Source organism: Exiguobacterium sp. J17977, from assembly GCF_018616375.1.
Lineage (GTDB): Bacteria > Bacillota > Bacilli > Exiguobacteriales > Exiguobacteriaceae > Exiguobacterium > Exiguobacterium mexicanum.
Genome location: NZ_JAEQBB010000003.1, coordinates 35,747 through 52,216, shown reverse-complemented (window position 1 = coordinate 52,216; position 16,470 = coordinate 35,747). Strand labels below are relative to the sequence as shown.

Genomic DNA, 16,470 nt, shown 5'->3' with positions numbered 1-16,470 from the left:
GTTGAATCATGCGTTGACGTCGTAGCCTTGTTCTTCGATGGCTTCAATCATCGCTCGTTTCGAGATTTTATCGTTATGGATGACATCGACCCGATGGTCCTGGAGCGAGACGATCGCTGATTCGACGCCGTCTAATTCCGTCAGCGCCCCTTCGACCGCTGCTTTGCAATGGTTGCATGTCATACCTTCTACTTTTAAAGTCGTTTCATTCATGTTGATTTTCCTCCTTGTGTTTTCAATCGTAATGCATTCAAGACGACCGAGACCGAACTGAACGCCATGGCTGCCCCGGCAATCCATGGGGCGAGCAGACCTGCCGCTGCGACTGGGATGCCTAGACTGTTATATGCCAGCGCCCAGAACAGGTTTTGCCGAATGTTGCGCATCGTCAATGAACTCATCTCGATGGCGCGGTTCACGCCCTCGATGTCTTGTCCCATCACCGTGACATCAGCCGCTTCTAACGCGACATCCGTCCCGCTCCCGAACGCAATCCCGACATCCGCGACGGCGAGAGCCGGCGCATCATTCATGCCGTCCCCGACCATGGCGACACGTCCTTGGCGCTTCAACGCTTCGACGTGATCCGCTTTCTCGACCGGTAGCACCTCGGCGATGACGTTCGCTTCGGGAATCCCGAGTTGATGGGCAATATCCAATGCGACTTCTTTGCGGTCACCGGTCAAGACGTACACTTGTCTCGTCATGGCGAGATGTTGCACAACGGCACGGCTCCGCTCTTTTAATTGATCTTGGAGACCGAACGCCGCGACGATTCCGGACTCGTCGGCCACATAGACAGGCGTCATCGCCTGCATATCCCAATCCGGTAAGGCGAAACCGGCTTCTTGCATCATGCGGACCGAACCGATACGTAGAGGTTTCCCATCCACGACCGCTTTCAATCCTCGACCGGCCAACTCTTCGACGCGTTCGACCTGGCCGCTGCCTTCACCACGACCAATCGCCTCGGCAAGCGGATGGGTCGACTGACGCTCGGCCATAATGGCCAACTTCAAAATCGAAGCGTCTCCGAACGTCGCCACGACTTCCGGCGTCCCTTTCGTGAGTGTCCCCGTCTTATCGAAGACGACGATGTCGACACCGTTCAACGATTCGAGTTGGCCGCCTCCTTTAAATAAGACGCCCCGTTCGGCGGCACGACCTGTCCCGACCATAATCGATGTCGGTGTCGCCAAACCGAGAGCACACGGACAGGCGATGACGAGGACGGCAATCGAGGCTCGAATCGCCGTATCAAAGTCGTTGAACCCGAGCGTCCAGACCGCGAACGTCAAGGCGCTGATGGCGACGACGATTGGGACGAACACACCCGAAATCCGGTCGGCCTGTCGCTGAATCGGTGCCTTATCCGTCTGGGCCTGTTCAACGACGCGGACAATTTGGGCGAGCATCGTCTCGCTACCAACACGTTCAGCGACCATCAACACCCGGTGTGAACGGTTAATCGTTCCGCCGACGACATCGGCTCCGACAGTTTTCTCGGATGGGATCGACTCTCCGGTCAGCATCGACTCATCGATGACCGTCTCGCCATCGACGATTTTCCCGTCGACCGGCACTTTCTCACCAGGACGAACGACGATGACGTCGCCGGCTTTGACCAAATCGATTGCGACCGAACGTTCGACGCCGTCGACGAGTAAAATCGCCTCTTTCGCCTGTAACGACAGAAGCGACTTGAGCGCGTCGGTCGTTTTCTCTTTGGCTCGAGCCTCTAACCATTTCCCGAGCAATACGAGCGTGATTAAGACTGCGCTCGTCTCGAAATAGAGCGACGGGTGCATCGGATGGGCGAGCATCTCGAAGACGGAGTAAAAGTAGGCCGCCGACGTCCCTGTCGCCACGAGCACGTCCATATTGGCCGCGCCGCTCTTCAAACTCTTATACGCCCCCTGATAAAACTGGGCCCCAATCCAGAATTGGACCGGCGTGGCGAGCGCGAACTGCCACCACGGACTCATCAGCCAATCGGCATGGAACGTCACACCCGGGATGTGCGTAATCATGACGAGCAGAAGCGGCGCCGACAACAGCGCCGAGATGAGCACTTTTCGCTCGAGCGGGCGCAGGTCGTGTTTGGGCGTCAGTTCCGCCTTCCGTTCTGCGCCGTAGCCGATTTTCTCGATGCGGGCGATCAGCTCGTCTTCGGTGATGCCGTCGTCGACGCGAATTGTCGCCGTCTCGAGCGGCAAGTTGACGGTCGCCTCGACACCGTCCATTTTATTCAATACTTTCTCGATGCGGGCCGAACATGCGGCGCATGTCATCCCTTGAATCGACAGTTCGACGGTTTTCATCCGAGCACCTCCTTACTTCTTGATGCGGCTGACGATTGTCATCAATTCGTCAATGTACGGGTCCATGTTTTCCGTTTCACTCGCATGGACCAAACATTTACGCATGTGACGTTCGAGCAGTTGCATCTCGACTTGTTTGAGTGCCGCTTGAATGGCTGACGTCTGGGTCAAAATATCGACGCAGTAGCGGTCGCTCTCGACCATCTTTTGAATCCCACGTACTTGTCCTTCAATCCGGCGTAGCCGTTTGCTGAGCGCTTCACGTTCGGCGTCTTCGCGCGGAACGATCGGTTCGTCATGCATGAATTCTTCCATGATTATCACCTCACCACTAATATACCCCTACCCGGTAACGGTGTCAATTCTTTCGAATAAAAAGGAGCGACCGGTTTCGTCGCTCCTTCCGTAGTCAATTACGTTGGAATTGCTCGCTCTTCAAGACAGTCCGTAAAATCTTCCCGGTCGTGTTCCGCGGCAGCTCCTCGATGATTTCGATATGCGTCGGCTGTTTGTATTTCGCCAGTTTCGTCGCCGCGAACGCTCGAATCTCGTCGAGCGTCACCTGTTCGTCTCGCGTGACGATGAACGCTTTGACCGCTTCCCCTTGCTCGGCATCCGGCACCCCGATGACGGCTGCTTCGACGATGCCCGGATGTTGATAGAGCACTTCTTCGACTTCGCGCGGATAGACGTTATAGCCACCGACGATGACCATGTCCTTCTTGCGGTCGACGATATAAAAATAACCGTCCTTGTCACGTTTCGCCAAGTCGCCCGTATAGAGCCAGCCGTCGCGAAGCGTCATCGACGTCTCTTCCGGCAGTTTGTAATAGCCTTTCATCACGTTCGGTCCACGGACGATCAGTTCACCGACCTCATCGACTCCGACCTCTTCTCCGAGCTCATCGACGACCTTGTTCTCCACGTGGACGATTGACGGCCCGATCGATCCGGCTTTCCGCTCACCGTGGAGCGGATTGAAACACGTGACCGGTGACGCCTCGGACAGGCCGTATCCTTCGAGAATCTTACACTCGAACTTTTGCTCGAACGATTCGAGCAACTGGACCGGCAGACTCGCTCCACCGGATACGAAGACGCGGACATGCTTGAGCGCCGAGGCATAGGCCGGAACTTTCATCGCCGTCTGCAACAGGAAGTTGTACATCGTCGGTACGCCGGCAAAAATGCTGACGCGATGTTTCGGGACGAGGTCGAACACGTCCTGCGGTGAGAATTTTGGCAAGATGACGATGGTCGCCCCGCGTAGGAGCGGTGCGTTGACGATGACGGTCAGACAGAAGACGTGGAACATCGGCAAGGCAGCGAGCGCTTTGTCTTCCGGCGTGATCTCCAAATACTCCCCAATCGAATGGGCGTTCGAGAACAAGTTGAGATGCGTCAACAAGGCGCCTTTCGGTTTCCCGGTCGTCCCGCTCGTATACAGGATGACGGCAACCTCGTCCTCATCGACTTCGACCACTTTGGCTTTTGTCGTCGCGAACGCCTCGTTGAACGGCAAGAACTCGATATCCCCATCTCGCTTCAACGCCGGTACGTCCGCATAAGGGACCGAGATGACGAGTCGGAGTTGCGGTAATTTCGTGAGTGCGGCTTCCGCTTGCGCGACGAGCGGCGACAAGGCGACGATCGCCTTAACGTCGCCATCGAGCAAGATGTAGGCCATCTCGTCCGGCGTGTATGTAGGGTTGATCGGAATGACGACCCCACCCCGGGCGAGCACCGCGAAATACGAAATCAAGAACGCGGGGCTGTTGCCGAGGACGAGCGCGACGTGGTCGCCTTGACCGATGCCTTTTTGCTCGAGCGTCGCCGCCATCGCCTCGACTTGTCCATAGAACTGTCCGTAGCTGACCGTGTCTTCCCCAAACACGTAGGCCGCCTTGTTCGGATGCGCGGCCACAACGCCTTGTAGTGCTGTGACTAAGTTTGCCATGATAATCCCCCTTTGAAAATGAATGACTATTCACTTTTGAGCCGTAAAAAAGAGCACGGCAGCCGCGCTCTTTTTCAGTTATCTTCATTGTACATGAAACGTTTCAATAAGAAAACGCTTTCAAGTCCATCGTCTGCAAATGATACAATCCGGTCCGACTCTGGACGTGCACGAGCGCCTGTAATGCCTCGTCGTCCATGAGCAAATCGTCCATCAACTTGTGGAGCGCCGACTGTTTCGCTTCCGTCGTCGCCGTGATGAAGAAAATCGCTTCGGCGCGGATGCTCTCTCCCGCAATCGTCTGCATCGCAAACGGCTGATTGAGATGAAGCAAGCTGATGCCGTCCTGTTTCGAGACGCGGATCGGCACATCGACGACGGCGACCGGTACGGCGACATCGGTCACGCCCGACGGAATCGTCCGCTCTTGCTCCGTCACGACGCGCGCGAACGCGTCATTGACGATGCCTCGACCTTCGAGTTCAAGGCCAATCGCTTGGACGGCGAGATCAAACGTCGGTTGTTCCGTCACCCACATCAAATTCGTGTCCATCCATTCAGTGATAAATCGATACATATCGTTTCCTCCCATTGGTTGACTCCATCTCACGAAAGCGCTTGCACTGATTATGATACGCCTCGCCGGAACGACGCGCAACGCTCCAGACAACCTGTCACGAAAACGCCAAAAAGAAGGACCTCTACGGAGAGGCCCTTCTGCGTGAAAAACCGCTTCAGCTAATGAGATCGACGAGTTCTTCGAGTTCGACGTTGCCGAAGTAATGTTTGACGTCAAGCTGTGACAATTGTTCCCGAATCGCGCCGCGTTCGAATCGCGTCCCGACGAGGGCTTGTTCGACGTCATGGATATCCCCGACACCGAAGAAGTCCCCGTAGATTTTCGCTTCCGTGATCGTTCCTTTGTTGACGTTCAAGCGCACGTCAATCGTACCGATCGGGAAGCGACGTTTTGACTCGACATCAAACTTCGGCGATTTCCCGAAGTTCCAGTCCCAGTTCGCATAACGCTCTTTCGAGATATCCTGAACGATCTCCCAGTCCTCGTCACGAAGCACGTAGCGTTCCGGCTCCTGTCCGTCGTAAATCGAATGGAGCAGCGCCTCGACGAAGTGCTCCATCGCCATCTCTTCTTCTAAGAATTCCGTGATGTTGGCGACGCGACTACGGACCGACTTGATTCCTTTTGAACGCATCTTCTCTTCCGAGACGTTGAGCGAGTTGACGACTTCCTCGATGTTCGAGTTGAACATGAGCGTCCCGTGGCTGAACATGCGGCCGCGCGTCGTGAACTGGGCATTCCCGCTGATTTTCCGTTCGCCGACTTGGATATCGTTACGTCCTGTCAACTCTGCCTCGACGCCGAGTTGCTTCAAGGCGTCGACGATTGGTTGCGTGAACTTCTTATAGTTGTTGAACGAGTTGCCGTCATCTTTTGTGATGAAGCTGAAGTTCAAGTTGCCTTCGTCATGATAGACGGCACCGCCGCCCGACAAGCGACGGACGACGTCAATCCCGTTCTCTTCGATATATTTCAAGTTGACTTCTTCTGATGTGTTCTGGTTCTTGCCGATGATGATCGACGGGCCATTAATATAGAACAAGAAGTAATCCTCATGCTCGACGTTCAAATGTTTGAGGATATATTCCTCGACCGCCAAGTTGAGTTTCGGGTCCCGGATATCCGGGTTGAAAATAAATTTCACAGTAGGTTCCTCCTAAGGATAATCGTTAATTGTATTATACGAGACCGCGGCCCGACGCTACAACTCGTTTACTTCCATTCCCCGTTCATGACGCGTTTCAATGCGTTCGCGACGCCATATTCGTCATGACGCTCTGTGACGTGGTGGCTGATGGCAATCAAGTCTTCATGACTATTCGCCATCGCGATGGCTTTACCGGCCACTTCAAACATCGGGACATCGTTCAAGTTGTCCCCGATGACGACGACTTCTGATAAATCGACACCGAAATGCTCGGCCAATTTTTTGACGCCGTGCCCTTTATCGGCCCCGTTCGCCATGACTTCAATATTATCGTTACCTGAAGACGTGACGTACACGCCTTCCACGCGCTCATCGATTTCCGTCCACAATGACGACATCTTCTCGAAATGGCTCGAGAAGGCGATGAATTTATAGACGCGTCCGGCCTCGTTCTTAATAAAGTCCTCGATGTCTTCGACAAGACGGACGTCCTCGTTGACGTAATACCGTTTCTGGAAAAACTCATACATCTCGAGCGACCGCTCATCGCCGTTTTGCTTCAAGTTCTCCATCGTCGCATCGATCAAATCGAGTCGGCTCGCGACGAGGCCCGCCTCTGAATACATTTCATAGAAGACGTCTGAATATTTGTGGTCTTGATGCAACACCGAAACGACCTCGAGCGCTTCTTCCGTCGTCAAATCGATTTCGTGCAACACGTCACCCGTTTCCGTCAGTACGCGGCCGCCGTTCGAAGAGACGATCGGGCACGTGAGGCCAACCTCGTCGAGAATCTCTTTCGCGTTGAAGTAATTGCGTCCCGTCGCAATCGCAAAGCGAATCCCTTGTGCTTCTGCCGCACGGACGATTTCTGCCGTCTCGGGTGCAATTTTCGTGTGGTTGTGCAGGATCGTGCCATCCATATCGGATACGAACAATTTGTACGTTGTCATCAACATCCACTCCTCTTTTTTCTGTTTCGCTTATAACTATAACAAAAAGAGAGGCCATCGGAATAATCCGACACCTCCCCTTCCGAATCTTTACCCTTCTTCCGCGAGCGCCTTAATCTGTTCATGGACGCTCTTGATGCAGTCCGGCATGCCGATCCCGTCATAGGCGATGCCCGCGAGCAGAATGCCGGGATAGACGCGGCCCATCTCGGCGCGCAACGCGCGGACCCGGTCGGAATGGAAGACCGCGTAAGGTGGCAACCCGTCCCGGAGCCGGCTGACGACCGTCTCGAGCGGAGCTGCTTTAATCGTCATCAAGCCGCCAAGGTCACGTAACGCCGTCGCGACAATCTCCTCATCGGACGCATCGACGATCTCATCGGCGCCCGGACGTCCGAGAAAGACGCGCAGGACGTGATACCCTTCCGGCACGGCGTGCGGCCATTTCTGGTCGATGAACGTGCACGCCGTAATCGTCACATCCGCCTCTTGGCTCGTGACGAAGCCCGTCCCGACGAACGGCAGCTCAATATCGTCTTCTTTGAATACGAGCGAACACGTCGCCGTCGCGTGCGGCTTCATATCCGCAAGAAAATTACTGTCGACTTTTGGTAAGAACTGACGGATGAGCCGGGGCGGGACCGTCAAGATGAGGTGATCGGACTCGATATCGCCTCGATTCGTCAGCAGGCGATATCCGCCCTCAATCTCCTCGACTTGTTCGACCGAACAGTTCAAGACGATCTCGGTGCGCTCTAGCCGCTCGGCAAGACGATCGGTGAGCGACTTCAACCCTCGTTTGAGTGAAGCGAACTGTCCGACTTTCTTGGCACCGACTTCCGCGACCCGTTGTTCGGGGCGCAAGTGACGCATCCCTTCATACAAGTTTCCGTGCTTTTTCTCGCCTTCGATGAACTGAGGGAACGTCGACAAGGCGCTCATCTTGTCGATGTCTCCCGCGTAAATCCCGGAAAGGAGCGGTTCGATCAACCGGTCGACAATCGGGTCCCCGACCCGTTCCCGCAAGTATAGGCCGAGTGAGACGTCCGTTTCCGGCGCCTCGACGTCCGGTGGCGATAAGAGCATCGCCCGGAGCGCGGCATGTTCTTCGTCCGATAAGAGCGTCGTGTCCTTGAACGCATCAACGTCGAGCGGGATGCCCATGACCGTCTGTTTCGGAATCGGATGCAACCCGTCATGATGGAGTACGTACGCTTGTCCGACCCCGTTCCGGACGATTTCATCGCCGAGACCGACGTCATGAATCAAATCCGTCATCGCCGTCTTACGGAACACGTAAGAGTCGGGACCTCGTTCGACCGCAAATTCTCCCGTCTCAAACGTATCGATTTTTCCGCCTAGCCGCCCGCTCGTCTCGACGAGCTTGATCGTGACATCCTCCGGTAAATAACGTTCGGCATAAAAAGCGGCGGTGAGACCTGTGATCCCACCACCGACAATCGTTACATTACGCATGATGTACAATCACGCTTTCCATGCGATCGGCGATGGCTTCAATGAAGCTCCGCTCCGCGTTTGGCATGTTCGGGCGCGCGTAGTGAACGCCAAGGCGGTCACAGACGACTTTACATTCCACGTCGTTATCGAAGAGCACCTCGAGGTGATCCGCGACAAATCCGACCGGCGTGTAAACGAACGCCTCATAGCCATGCTTTTCATAAAGTTCAGCCGTCAAATCTTGGACGTCCGGTCCGATCCACGGGTCAGGCGTGTTGCCTTCCGACTGCCAACCGACCTCATAGTTCGGTACGCCCGCCGCTTGGGCGATTTTGTCAGCCGTCTCTTTCAATTGATCCGGATACGGGTCGCCGCCTGCCAAAATCTTCTCTGGGAGACTGTGCGCCGAGACGATCAAGCAAGCCTTCTCGGCAGGTACCGGCAAGTTCGCGAACGTCGCTTTGATGGCTTCCGCCCACCAGTTGATGAATTTCGGCTCATCGTACCACGATTCGACCGAACGGATTTCGACGCCATACTTCGCGGCTTCTTCATGCGCCCGTCCATTGTACGACTTGACGCTGTATGACGAGTAGTGCGGGGCCAATACGACCGATACGGCTTCTTTGATGCCGTCGTTCGCCATTTGCGCGACCGCATCTTCTACGAACGGTTCGATGTGCTTGAGCCCGATATAGAGCTTGAACTCGATTTCGCCGACGTGGCGCTCGTTCAAGATGTCACGGAGCGTCTCCGCTTGATCGATTGTGATTTTCGCGAGCGGTGACACGCCACCGATGGCCTCATAGCGCTCCGTCAAGTCTTGAAGTGCTTCCGGTGAAGGTTTGCGGCCATAGCGGATGTGCGTATAGTAACGCTCGATATCTTCAGGTTTGTATGGTGTCCCATAAGCCATTACGAGTAATCCGACGGTTTTCATAATGATGTGCCTCCCATTTTTTCACGTGAGTAGTCATGGATAAATGCTGTCAATTTGACGAGCACAGACGGATCGACTTCCGGGAACACCCCATGTCCCAAGTTGAAGACGTATCCAGGTTGTTTCATCCCCTCATCGAGGATTTCTTTCACTTTCGCCTCGATGATCGGCCACGGAGCCAGCAAGAATGACGGGTCAAGGTTACCTTGGACCGCTTTTGTGATGCCGCGGTCGCGCGCTTCTTGAATCGACAGGCGCCAGTCGAGTCCGACGACGTCGAGCGGCTGGTCTTGCCACTCCTCGACGAGATGGCTCGCTCCGACACCGTGCATGATGAGCGGGATGTCGAGCTTGCGCAACTCGGTGAAGATTCGTTCCGTCGTCGGTTTGATATAACGAACATAATCTTTGCGGCTGAGCGTCCCGACCCATGAGTCGAACAACTGGAACGCTTGGATGCCGGCCTCCGCCTGCGCCGTCGCATACGTGATGACCATGTCACCAAGCTTGTCCATGAGCGCGTTCCAAACGTCCGGCTCGGCGTACATGAGCGCTTTCGTCCGGTGGTAGCTCTTCGATGGGCCGCCTTCAATCATATAGCTTGCGAGTGTGAACGGCGCGCCCGAGAACCCGATGAGCGGGACTTCTAAACGTTCCCGAAGCAAACGGATCGTCTCGAACACGTACGAGATGTCGTCCGTGTTGAGTGGTTTTAGGCGTTCCACGTCTTCCATCGTCCGGTACGGGTTATCAATGACCGGCCCGATGCCGCTCTTGATTTCCACATCGACACCCATCGACGGAAGTGGCGTCATAATATCTTTATACAGAATGGCCGCGTCGACTCCTAGTTGTTTTACCGGGAGCTCTGTCACGTAGGCACACAGTTCGGCATCATGGGTGATTTCGAATAAGGTCCTCGTTTTTTTGATCTCACGATATTCTGGTTGGTAGCGTCCGGCTTGGCGCATGTACCAGACGGGCACATAGTCTGTCGCCTCTCCTTTAAACGCCTTCAAAATAGTATCGTTCATACGTCGCGTCATTCCCCTCTATAATTCTCCTACACTCTTCTTCTATAGGTATGTGAACTCAAAAACATTATACAGAAATTAATTAGAATAATGCTAATGTGAAGCATTTTCATTGTGTTTTCTTTGTGTCATTTCTTTGGCGGATACGTGCGGAAGGCCGAATTAAGCTGACCACGAATCAAATCGTCACGCTGTTTCGTCGACAAGCGCTTCTCGCGATCTTTGATATCTTGAATCCGCCACCCGTCCTCGAGTTTCGAGGCCACATCAATCAATCGTTCCACGTCATGGAAAGAATATTTACGTGAACCACCTTTTGTCCGTTCCGGAAAAACAAGCCCTTTCGACTCATAATAGCGGACTTGCCGCTCCGAAAGTCCCGTCAGTTCAGTGATGACGCCCATCCCGATCACTTTCTTCGATTTATAGTCCATCGCCCGTCCTCCTCTTCATAAAAAAACTATGTCAGATAATCTGACAATTTGCAATCCAAGTTGATTTTTTCGTCTTACACTGAAAACAACTTTTGAATCATCAATCGGAAAAAAGGAGGAATCGCAACATGGAAGACATCTTATATTATATGGACACGCTGTTCGTACTCATCGCCGCCTTGCTCGTCTTGACGATGCAACTTGGATTTGGGTTGCTCGAGACGGGGACGCTCCGGGCTAAAAACGCCGGGCACGTCGCAGTCAAACAAATCATCAGCCTCTCTGTGGCGGCACTCGCCTTTTGGGCTGTCGGCTTCGGCCTCTCATTCGGGGACGGGACCCGCTGGTTCGGGACGGAAGGTTTCTTCATGAACGGTTCGTTCACGAGCCTAGATTGGGCCAACGTCTCCATCGATATCAAATTCTTGTTCCAGTTGTCATTCGTCGCCGTCGCACTCGCCATCGCTTGGGGTGGTTTCGCAGAGCGGGCTAAACTATCTGCTTACGTCTTGTTCGGCATCTTCTTCGTCGCCATCCTGTATCCAATCGTCGCCCGCTCGGTATGGGCCGGTGGACTTCTTGGGACGATGGGCATGCAAGACTTCGCCGGTTCGGCTGTCGTCCACCTTCAAGGCGGGATGGCCGCACTCATGGCCACCATCATCTTGAAACCACGTCGTAAAACGGAATCGCTCGCCGGTCATAACCACGTCTTGACGGTCGTCGGTGGACTCGTGCTCTGGCTCTGCTGGTTCGGTTTCAACGCCGGATCGACGATGTCGGTCGCGGACGGCTTCTTCGGTTACGTCGCTCTCACGACGATGCTCGCCACGGCTGCCGGTGCGCTCGGCGCTCTTGCCATCGTCATGATTCACAAGAAAACGGCCGACATCCCGACAATCGTCAACGGTGTCCTCGGGGCACTCGTCGCCATCACCGCTGCTTGCGCCTTCGTCGAACCTTGGGCCGCCATCGTCATCGGCGCGCTCGCTTCGATCGCCACGTACGGTACAAGCATCCTCATGGCAAAATATATCGACGATCCACTCTGCGCCTTCTCGGTGCACGGTGTCGCCGGTATCATCGGGACGCTCGCCCTCGGATTCTTCGCCTCACCTCGTTTGGTCGAGATCACTGGCATCGGTTCGGCCGGCCTCTTCTACGGCGGCGGCTTGACTCAACTCGGTGTCCAAGCACTCGGTGTATTGATCGCGATGGTCATCGCCGGTGGCGGTAGCTACGCCTTCTTGAAACTCCTTGACGTCACGATCGGTCTTCGTGTCACAGAAGAACAAGAAGATATCGGCCTCGACATCGCCGAGCACGGGGTTTCGGCTTACGGTGAAGTCGAGACAGAACCAGAAGCACCGGCACGTCTCCCGAAAATTCTCGGGTCGAGCGTATCGGTCATGTCACCTAAGAAATAAAGCTTATACGAATCGGCCAATCAACTTTTGAAAAACGAAAACGACTCCGGCTTCTTTTATCATAGGCTGGAGTCGTTTTAGTTTTCCCTTAATAATCTCATAATGTTAAGTCCTAGACACCCAAGGCTTAGACTTAGATGCAGGTAACCACATCTGACCTTGACAACTCCTTGTCACGCCCTCGTCGAATCCGGTCTGAAAGTTGCGACGAAGGTTGAAGCGTTTCCCCTTTCATTCACATAGCAAGGTCTACAGAACTTACATCAAACGCAATACGTAATGGAGAAACTGCGTGTCCTGCTCGTATCCGTTTTTTTCATACAATCTTTGCGCAGCCGTGTTTTCCGGTGCCGTCTCCAGGCTGATACCCTGGGCGCCCAATTCCATCGCGAAGTCCCGTGCTTGGTCCAACAGAAGTTGCCCGACTCCAAAGTTTCGCGCCTCCTCTTTCACGAACATGTCATTCAAGATCCACGACTTGTTCATCGAGATCGATGAGAACGTCGGATAGAGTTGAATAAACCCTAGATACTCCTGTTCATTCTTCACAACGAAAATCACGGACTCCTTGTTTTCGATGCGTGCTTTTATGTATGACTTTGCTCCTTCCACGTCTGATTGCTTTTCGTAAAACATACGGTACGAATCGAAGAGCCTCGATACTCCCTCTATATCTGCAATGGTCGCTTGATATACTTCCACTTGTCCCCCACCTTTTTAATTTTTTCTACCTTCTCATTCAATTAAACAGAACAGTTTGACATCATGCTAATGCCAGTCACACTGCTCACTTGAATTATGACAACAAACAAGAGCGCCCTGAGAGTATTGATAGAAATCGACTATGGCTTATCACTTTGATTCATTCGTGCACATATTGACGAGCTCGGCGACTCAACGCAATCCTCTCTCCAACTCTTCTTTCGAGGCGTAGGCATAAGAGATTCGCAAATGGTTTTGTTCCAATTTGTCGTACACCACTAGGGTTCAATAAAACACCTTCCTTCAGGGCTAAGTGAAACAGCTTGGTAATCGAGACGTCTCCCTTCAGATCGAGCCAAAATCCACCGCTAGGGATATTCCACGTGGCGATGTGGGTGAAATGCTTACTCAATAGCTCCACCACGAAATCTCTCTGCTCTTTCAGTCGGATTCGAGTCTGCTCGATAAACGTCTGGTACATCACCCTTCTGATCCACTTTTCTACGAGATGTTGCGAGATCGAACTCGATCCATAATCGGTCTGCATCTTGATATCAGCCAGTCGATTGATGACCGGCTCCGGACCGACGACCCACCCGATTCGCAGTCCAGGACTCAGTGACTTCGAGACGCTCCCGATGTAAATCACATTCTATTCTCTAAGGATGCATTACTTTAATTATTTATTACAATTTCACCTTCACCTGTGGGTACTTCAAAGCCTTTCAGATATGACAATAAAAGCTCATCTGAGACGCGGAATGCATTTGCATCGAAACGCTTACTTCGCAGCAGAAGTCTTTTCCGCAACTCACTTTCCTCAACTTTCAAATAAATAAGTAACCACTTCCCATCGAAATCTTCAATAATTTTTTTGTATCTTTCTCTTCTCTCACGATCCCAAAAACTAAAATCGATAACGACATCCTTTTTTCCCTTTATCAGCTCAATGAGTAAACCGAATAACTTGTTTTCAGCCTCTAAACGGTATTTTTCGAAATCTTCCATTGGAAAATCGATTCCCCAACGGCCATGAGTCCTCCATATTTCTTCGTCAATAGAGAGGCGAACAAAACCATTCTGTTCTAATATTTTTGAGAAAGTCGTTTTTCCTGACCCCGCGATACCGCACATCATTATAACTAAAGAGTTTGAAGTTTCTTTTTTTTGTTGGTAGATTTGATTAAAATCAAAATCATCAAACATTTCGATTGCACCCCTTTCAAATTAAAACGCTTGTCAAGATGGTCTGAATCTATTCTTTTTCATCTTAAAATTATCACTATTGACTCTTTGATTCATTTTAATGATTAAAAATGCATTATCGCCTTGTATGCTTCTATTTGTCTCCCAACTGTTCAATTATTTTCTATATTCATGTTTAATGAAAAGGAAACATATTGATGTCTAAATTTTATACAGTTCAGACATATTTCTAAACAGCCATATGATGAATGGCAATCTATCAAATTTATATTTCTGCACAAAAAAACGCAGAATCACAATTTCTCTGAAATTATAAATCCTACGTTCAAAACTATTTGCCATTCTTACCTCAATCACGATTAATGAATGGCTATTTTTTATTTGACATCAAATCAACGTTAACGTGTCTATTTTACTTCAATCTCGCCAAATAATAACGGACGACCGCGTAAGCCAAGACGAGACCGACGAGCGCGTCCCACGTCGCCCCGAACAAGAGCGAGGCAGCACCGAGGGCGAGCAGTTGCGCGAACAGCAACCGAGTCGCCCACCATTTATAGGCGACGAGCCTTTCGGTACGTGTGATTGGCAACCACGACGCCATCGACACCGTGTCGAGCCGTTTAAATAATGGGACGAGTTGGAGCGCCGTCAACCCGACGAAGAGCGGGACGACCAGTCCGACGTACCATCCGCCCGAGAGCCACATGACGACGAGCGCGACGGCGGAAAGCCGCAATACGAGGTCGAGTGAATCGTTCGACCGCATGACCCGGAGTCCGTACACGTAACGGGCGGCATCGGCGCGGGTCAATACCGAACGTTCGAGCAGGCTCACGATGAACGACCGCTCCCGAACGTCTTCCCGCAGCGCCGGCACATCGACGAACCAACTGACGACCCGGTTGAACTGGGCTTTGCTCTTCTCTTCGAGCAATAGCCAGTCGAGCAGCGGGATGCGCTGGTTCCGTCGCACGTGGAGCAGGACGAACGGGACGAGCGCGGGCACCGGGGTCAATAGCGGTACGCCGAACAGGATGAGGAAGCCGCTGGCGAGTGCACTCGCCAAGACGACGTATTTCACGCCTTCCAACTTGGCGAGACGACCCGCGGCTGAAATGAGCACACTCGTCGCGAGGATGGCCCCGACTTCGACCGACGTGAGCGCTTGCGTCCGAACGAGCAGCGGCAACACGACGAGCATGACGAGGATGGCGCGGACGGCAGCGAAGACGACGTTGAACAGGCGAACGCCTGTCATGAACGCTCGAATCTCACCGAGTTGCGGCAATAAGAAGACTTGGTCCGCTTCTTGAATCAACGTCCGGGGACGATGCCCGAGCGGCAGCAACAACCAAATCAGCGCCACGATCCATTCACTCGGAAAATCCGGGTCCAAATCCGTCAAAAACTGGTTATACACGAACGCCCCGTAGATGAGCGTGAAATAAAGCGTGAACAACAACCCGCCGTTTGCGACGTAGCGGCTGTATTTCACGACGTCTTCCACCCAGACGCCAAATCGTTGTTTGAATACGTTCATCGTTTCCGCTCCTCGGCCTCAATCGCCTCGACATAGATGTCATCGAGCGTGGCGTCCGGACGCAGACCGTATGTCTCGCGCAGCTGCGCGGCCGTCCCGGTCGCGATGACCGACCCTTGGTGCAAGAAGACGAAACGGTCGCAGTGGCGCTCGGCCGTCTCTAAAATGTGTGTCGACATCAAGATGGCGCAATCTTCCTTATACTCGTCAAACAATCGGAGCAATTGCCGGATTGCGAGTGGATCGAGTCCGACGAACGGTTCATCGACGATGAGGAGCGGTGACTTCGTCACGAGCGCACATAGGATCATTGCTTTTTGACGCATCCCTTTCGAGAAGACGGACGGGAACCAGTCCAGTTGCTTCTCCATCCGCATATCTCGTGCCAATCGCTCGGTCCGGCTCGTCAAATCCACCGCGTCGATGTCATACGCTTTCCCAATCAACGTCAGATGTTCACGCAACGTCAGCGTGTCGTACAAAATAGGGGTCTCGGGTATATAACTAATTTTCTTACGATAATTTTTTTCTGACGAGCTGAGTGTCTGGCTATCGACTTCGACCGATCCTGAAATCGGATCAAGCAATCCTAAAATATGTTTGATTGTTGTCGACTTGCCGGCTCCGTTTAGCCCTATCAGCCCGACGAGCTCACCTTTTTTTACATCAAACGAAATATCGTGTAACACTTGCTTACCTATATAACCGCCATTCAAATGGTCGACGTGCAACATGAAAACTCCACCCCTCATTTTCAACTTTTTTTTG

17 protein-coding genes are annotated in these 16,470 nt (G+C 52.9%); 1 reads left to right on the top strand and 16 read right to left on the bottom strand.

Annotated elements, in window-relative coordinates; genetic code table 11:
- Positions 1-6: 6 nt before the first annotated feature.
- The 11 genes from copZ to KNO58_RS06410 all read right to left on the bottom strand — a co-directional run bounded on the left by copZ (position 7) and on the right by KNO58_RS06410 (position 10,824).
- Positions 7-213, bottom strand: a complete 207-nt coding sequence (gene copZ, locus KNO58_RS06460) for a copper chaperone CopZ (RefSeq protein ID WP_214720265.1) — start codon at positions 211-213, stop codon at positions 7-9.
- Positions 210-2,321: a heavy metal translocating P-type ATPase gene (locus KNO58_RS06455; RefSeq protein WP_214752364.1), complete on the bottom strand. Its 2,112-nt coding sequence runs from the start codon at positions 2,319-2,321 to the stop codon at positions 210-212. Before KNO58_RS06455 ends, copZ begins: the two co-directional genes overlap by 4 nt.
- 12 nt (positions 2,322-2,333) lie before the next feature.
- Positions 2,334-2,636, bottom strand: coding sequence for a metal-sensitive transcriptional regulator (locus tag KNO58_RS06450; RefSeq protein ID WP_214752362.1), 303 nt, complete (start codon positions 2,634-2,636; stop codon positions 2,334-2,336).
- A gap of 94 nt (positions 2,637-2,730) precedes the next feature.
- Positions 2,731-4,278: a fatty acid--CoA ligase family protein gene (locus KNO58_RS06445; RefSeq protein ID WP_214752360.1), complete on the bottom strand. Its 1,548-nt coding sequence runs from the start codon at positions 4,276-4,278 to the stop codon at positions 2,731-2,733.
- Positions 4,279-4,381: 103 nt separating this feature from the next.
- The gene (locus KNO58_RS06440) at positions 4,382-4,855 is read right to left on the bottom strand and encodes a PTS sugar transporter subunit IIA (protein WP_214752358.1); all 474 of its coding nucleotides are present in this window, start codon (positions 4,853-4,855) and stop codon (positions 4,382-4,384) included.
- 157 nt (positions 4,856-5,012) lie between these two features.
- Positions 5,013-6,002 carry a lipoate--protein ligase gene (gene lplA / locus KNO58_RS06435; protein WP_021066701.1) on the bottom strand — a complete coding sequence of 330 codons (990 nt, stop codon included), beginning with the start codon at positions 6,000-6,002 and terminating at the stop codon, positions 5,013-5,015.
- Positions 6,003-6,070: 68 nt separating this feature from the next.
- A complete protein-coding gene (locus KNO58_RS06430) occupies positions 6,071-6,958 on the bottom strand; it encodes a Cof-type HAD-IIB family hydrolase (RefSeq protein WP_251026130.1) in 888 nt (295 codons plus the stop codon).
- 90 nt (positions 6,959-7,048) lie between these two features.
- Positions 7,049-8,434: a protoporphyrinogen oxidase gene (gene hemG, locus KNO58_RS06425; RefSeq protein WP_214752354.1), complete on the bottom strand. Its 1,386-nt coding sequence runs from the start codon at positions 8,432-8,434 to the stop codon at positions 7,049-7,051.
- Positions 8,427-9,356 (bottom strand): ferrochelatase, encoded by a 930-nt coding sequence (gene hemH, locus KNO58_RS06420; RefSeq protein WP_214752352.1) that lies wholly within the window; start codon positions 9,354-9,356, stop codon positions 8,427-8,429. The genes hemG and hemH overlap by 8 nt, the downstream gene beginning before the upstream one ends.
- A complete protein-coding gene (gene hemE / locus KNO58_RS06415) occupies positions 9,353-10,402 on the bottom strand; it encodes a uroporphyrinogen decarboxylase (RefSeq protein ID WP_214752350.1) in 1,050 nt (349 codons plus the stop codon). Before hemE ends, hemH begins: the two co-directional genes overlap by 4 nt.
- Positions 10,403-10,518: 116 nt before the next feature.
- Positions 10,519-10,824: a MerR family transcriptional regulator gene (locus KNO58_RS06410; RefSeq protein ID WP_021066706.1), complete on the bottom strand. Its 306-nt coding sequence runs from the start codon at positions 10,822-10,824 to the stop codon at positions 10,519-10,521.
- A gap of 128 nt (positions 10,825-10,952) precedes the next feature.
- Between KNO58_RS06410 and KNO58_RS06405 the strand changes: the two genes are divergently transcribed.
- Positions 10,953-12,251 (top strand): ammonium transporter, encoded by a 1,299-nt coding sequence (locus tag KNO58_RS06405; RefSeq protein WP_214752349.1) that lies wholly within the window; start codon positions 10,953-10,955, stop codon positions 12,249-12,251.
- 258 nt (positions 12,252-12,509) lie between these two features.
- Here the strand turns inward: KNO58_RS06405 and KNO58_RS06400 are convergent, their stop codons facing one another.
- The 5 genes from KNO58_RS06400 to KNO58_RS06380 form a co-directional block, all read right to left on the bottom strand.
- Complete coding sequence (locus KNO58_RS06400) at positions 12,510-12,953, bottom strand: GNAT family N-acetyltransferase (protein WP_214752348.1); 444 nt, start codon at positions 12,951-12,953, stop codon at positions 12,510-12,512.
- A 160-nt stretch (positions 12,954-13,113) separates the two neighbouring features.
- On the bottom strand, positions 13,114-13,602 hold the full coding sequence (locus KNO58_RS06395; protein WP_260570872.1) for an aminotransferase class I/II-fold pyridoxal phosphate-dependent enzyme: 489 nt from the start codon (positions 13,600-13,602) through the stop codon (positions 13,114-13,116).
- Positions 13,603-13,628: 26 nt separating this feature from the next.
- A complete protein-coding gene (locus tag KNO58_RS06390; RefSeq protein ID WP_214752347.1) occupies positions 13,629-14,159 on the bottom strand; it encodes a P-loop nucleotide/nucleoside kinase family protein in 531 nt (176 codons plus the stop codon).
- A gap of 412 nt (positions 14,160-14,571) precedes the next feature.
- Positions 14,572-15,702: an ABC transporter permease gene (locus KNO58_RS06385; RefSeq protein WP_214752346.1), complete on the bottom strand. Its 1,131-nt coding sequence runs from the start codon at positions 15,700-15,702 to the stop codon at positions 14,572-14,574.
- Complete coding sequence (locus KNO58_RS06380) at positions 15,699-16,436, bottom strand: ABC transporter ATP-binding protein (RefSeq protein ID WP_214752345.1); 738 nt, start codon at positions 16,434-16,436, stop codon at positions 15,699-15,701. Before KNO58_RS06380 ends, KNO58_RS06385 begins: the two co-directional genes overlap by 4 nt.
- Positions 16,437-16,470 lie beyond the last annotated feature (34 nt).

What these genes read in the sequence shown, in the direction of transcription:
- copZ (WP_214720265.1), bottom strand. Translation starts at nt 213, where the DNA reads ATGAATGAAACGACTTTAAAAGTAGAAGGTATGACATGCAACCATTGC.
- KNO58_RS06455 (WP_214752364.1), bottom strand. Translation starts at nt 2,321, where the DNA reads ATGAAAACCGTCGAACTGTCGATTCAAGGGATGACATGCGCCGCATGT.
- KNO58_RS06450 (WP_214752362.1), bottom strand. Translation starts at nt 2,636, where the DNA reads ATGGAAGAATTCATGCATGACGAACCGATCGTTCCGCGCGAAGACGCC.
- KNO58_RS06445 (WP_214752360.1), bottom strand. Translation starts at nt 4,278, where the DNA reads ATGGCAAACTTAGTCACAGCACTACAAGGCGTTGTGGCCGCGCATCCG.
- KNO58_RS06440 (WP_214752358.1), bottom strand. Translation starts at nt 4,855, where the DNA reads ATGTATCGATTTATCACTGAATGGATGGACACGAATTTGATGTGGGTG.
- KNO58_RS06430 (WP_251026130.1), bottom strand. Translation starts at nt 6,958, where the DNA reads ATGACAACGTACAAATTGTTCGTATCCGATATGGATGGCACGATCCTG.
- hemG (WP_214752354.1), bottom strand. Translation starts at nt 8,434, where the DNA reads ATGCGTAATGTAACGATTGTCGGTGGTGGGATCACAGGTCTCACCGCC.
- hemH (WP_214752352.1), bottom strand. Translation starts at nt 9,356, where the DNA reads ATGAAAACCGTCGGATTACTCGTAATGGCTTATGGGACACCATACAAA.
- hemE (WP_214752350.1), bottom strand. Translation starts at nt 10,402, where the DNA reads ATGACGCGACGTATGAACGATACTATTTTGAAGGCGTTTAAAGGAGAG.
- KNO58_RS06410 (WP_021066706.1), bottom strand. Translation starts at nt 10,824, where the DNA reads ATGGACTATAAATCGAAGAAAGTGATCGGGATGGGCGTCATCACTGAA.
- KNO58_RS06405 (WP_214752349.1), top strand. Translation starts at nt 10,953, where the DNA reads ATGGAAGACATCTTATATTATATGGACACGCTGTTCGTACTCATCGCC.
- KNO58_RS06390 (WP_214752347.1), bottom strand. Translation starts at nt 14,159, where the DNA reads ATGTTTGATGATTTTGATTTTAATCAAATCTACCAACAAAAAAAAGAA.
- KNO58_RS06385 (WP_214752346.1), bottom strand. Translation starts at nt 15,702, where the DNA reads ATGAACGTATTCAAACAACGATTTGGCGTCTGGGTGGAAGACGTCGTG.
- KNO58_RS06380 (WP_214752345.1), bottom strand. Translation starts at nt 16,436, where the DNA reads ATGTTGCACGTCGACCATTTGAATGGCGGTTATATAGGTAAGCAAGTG.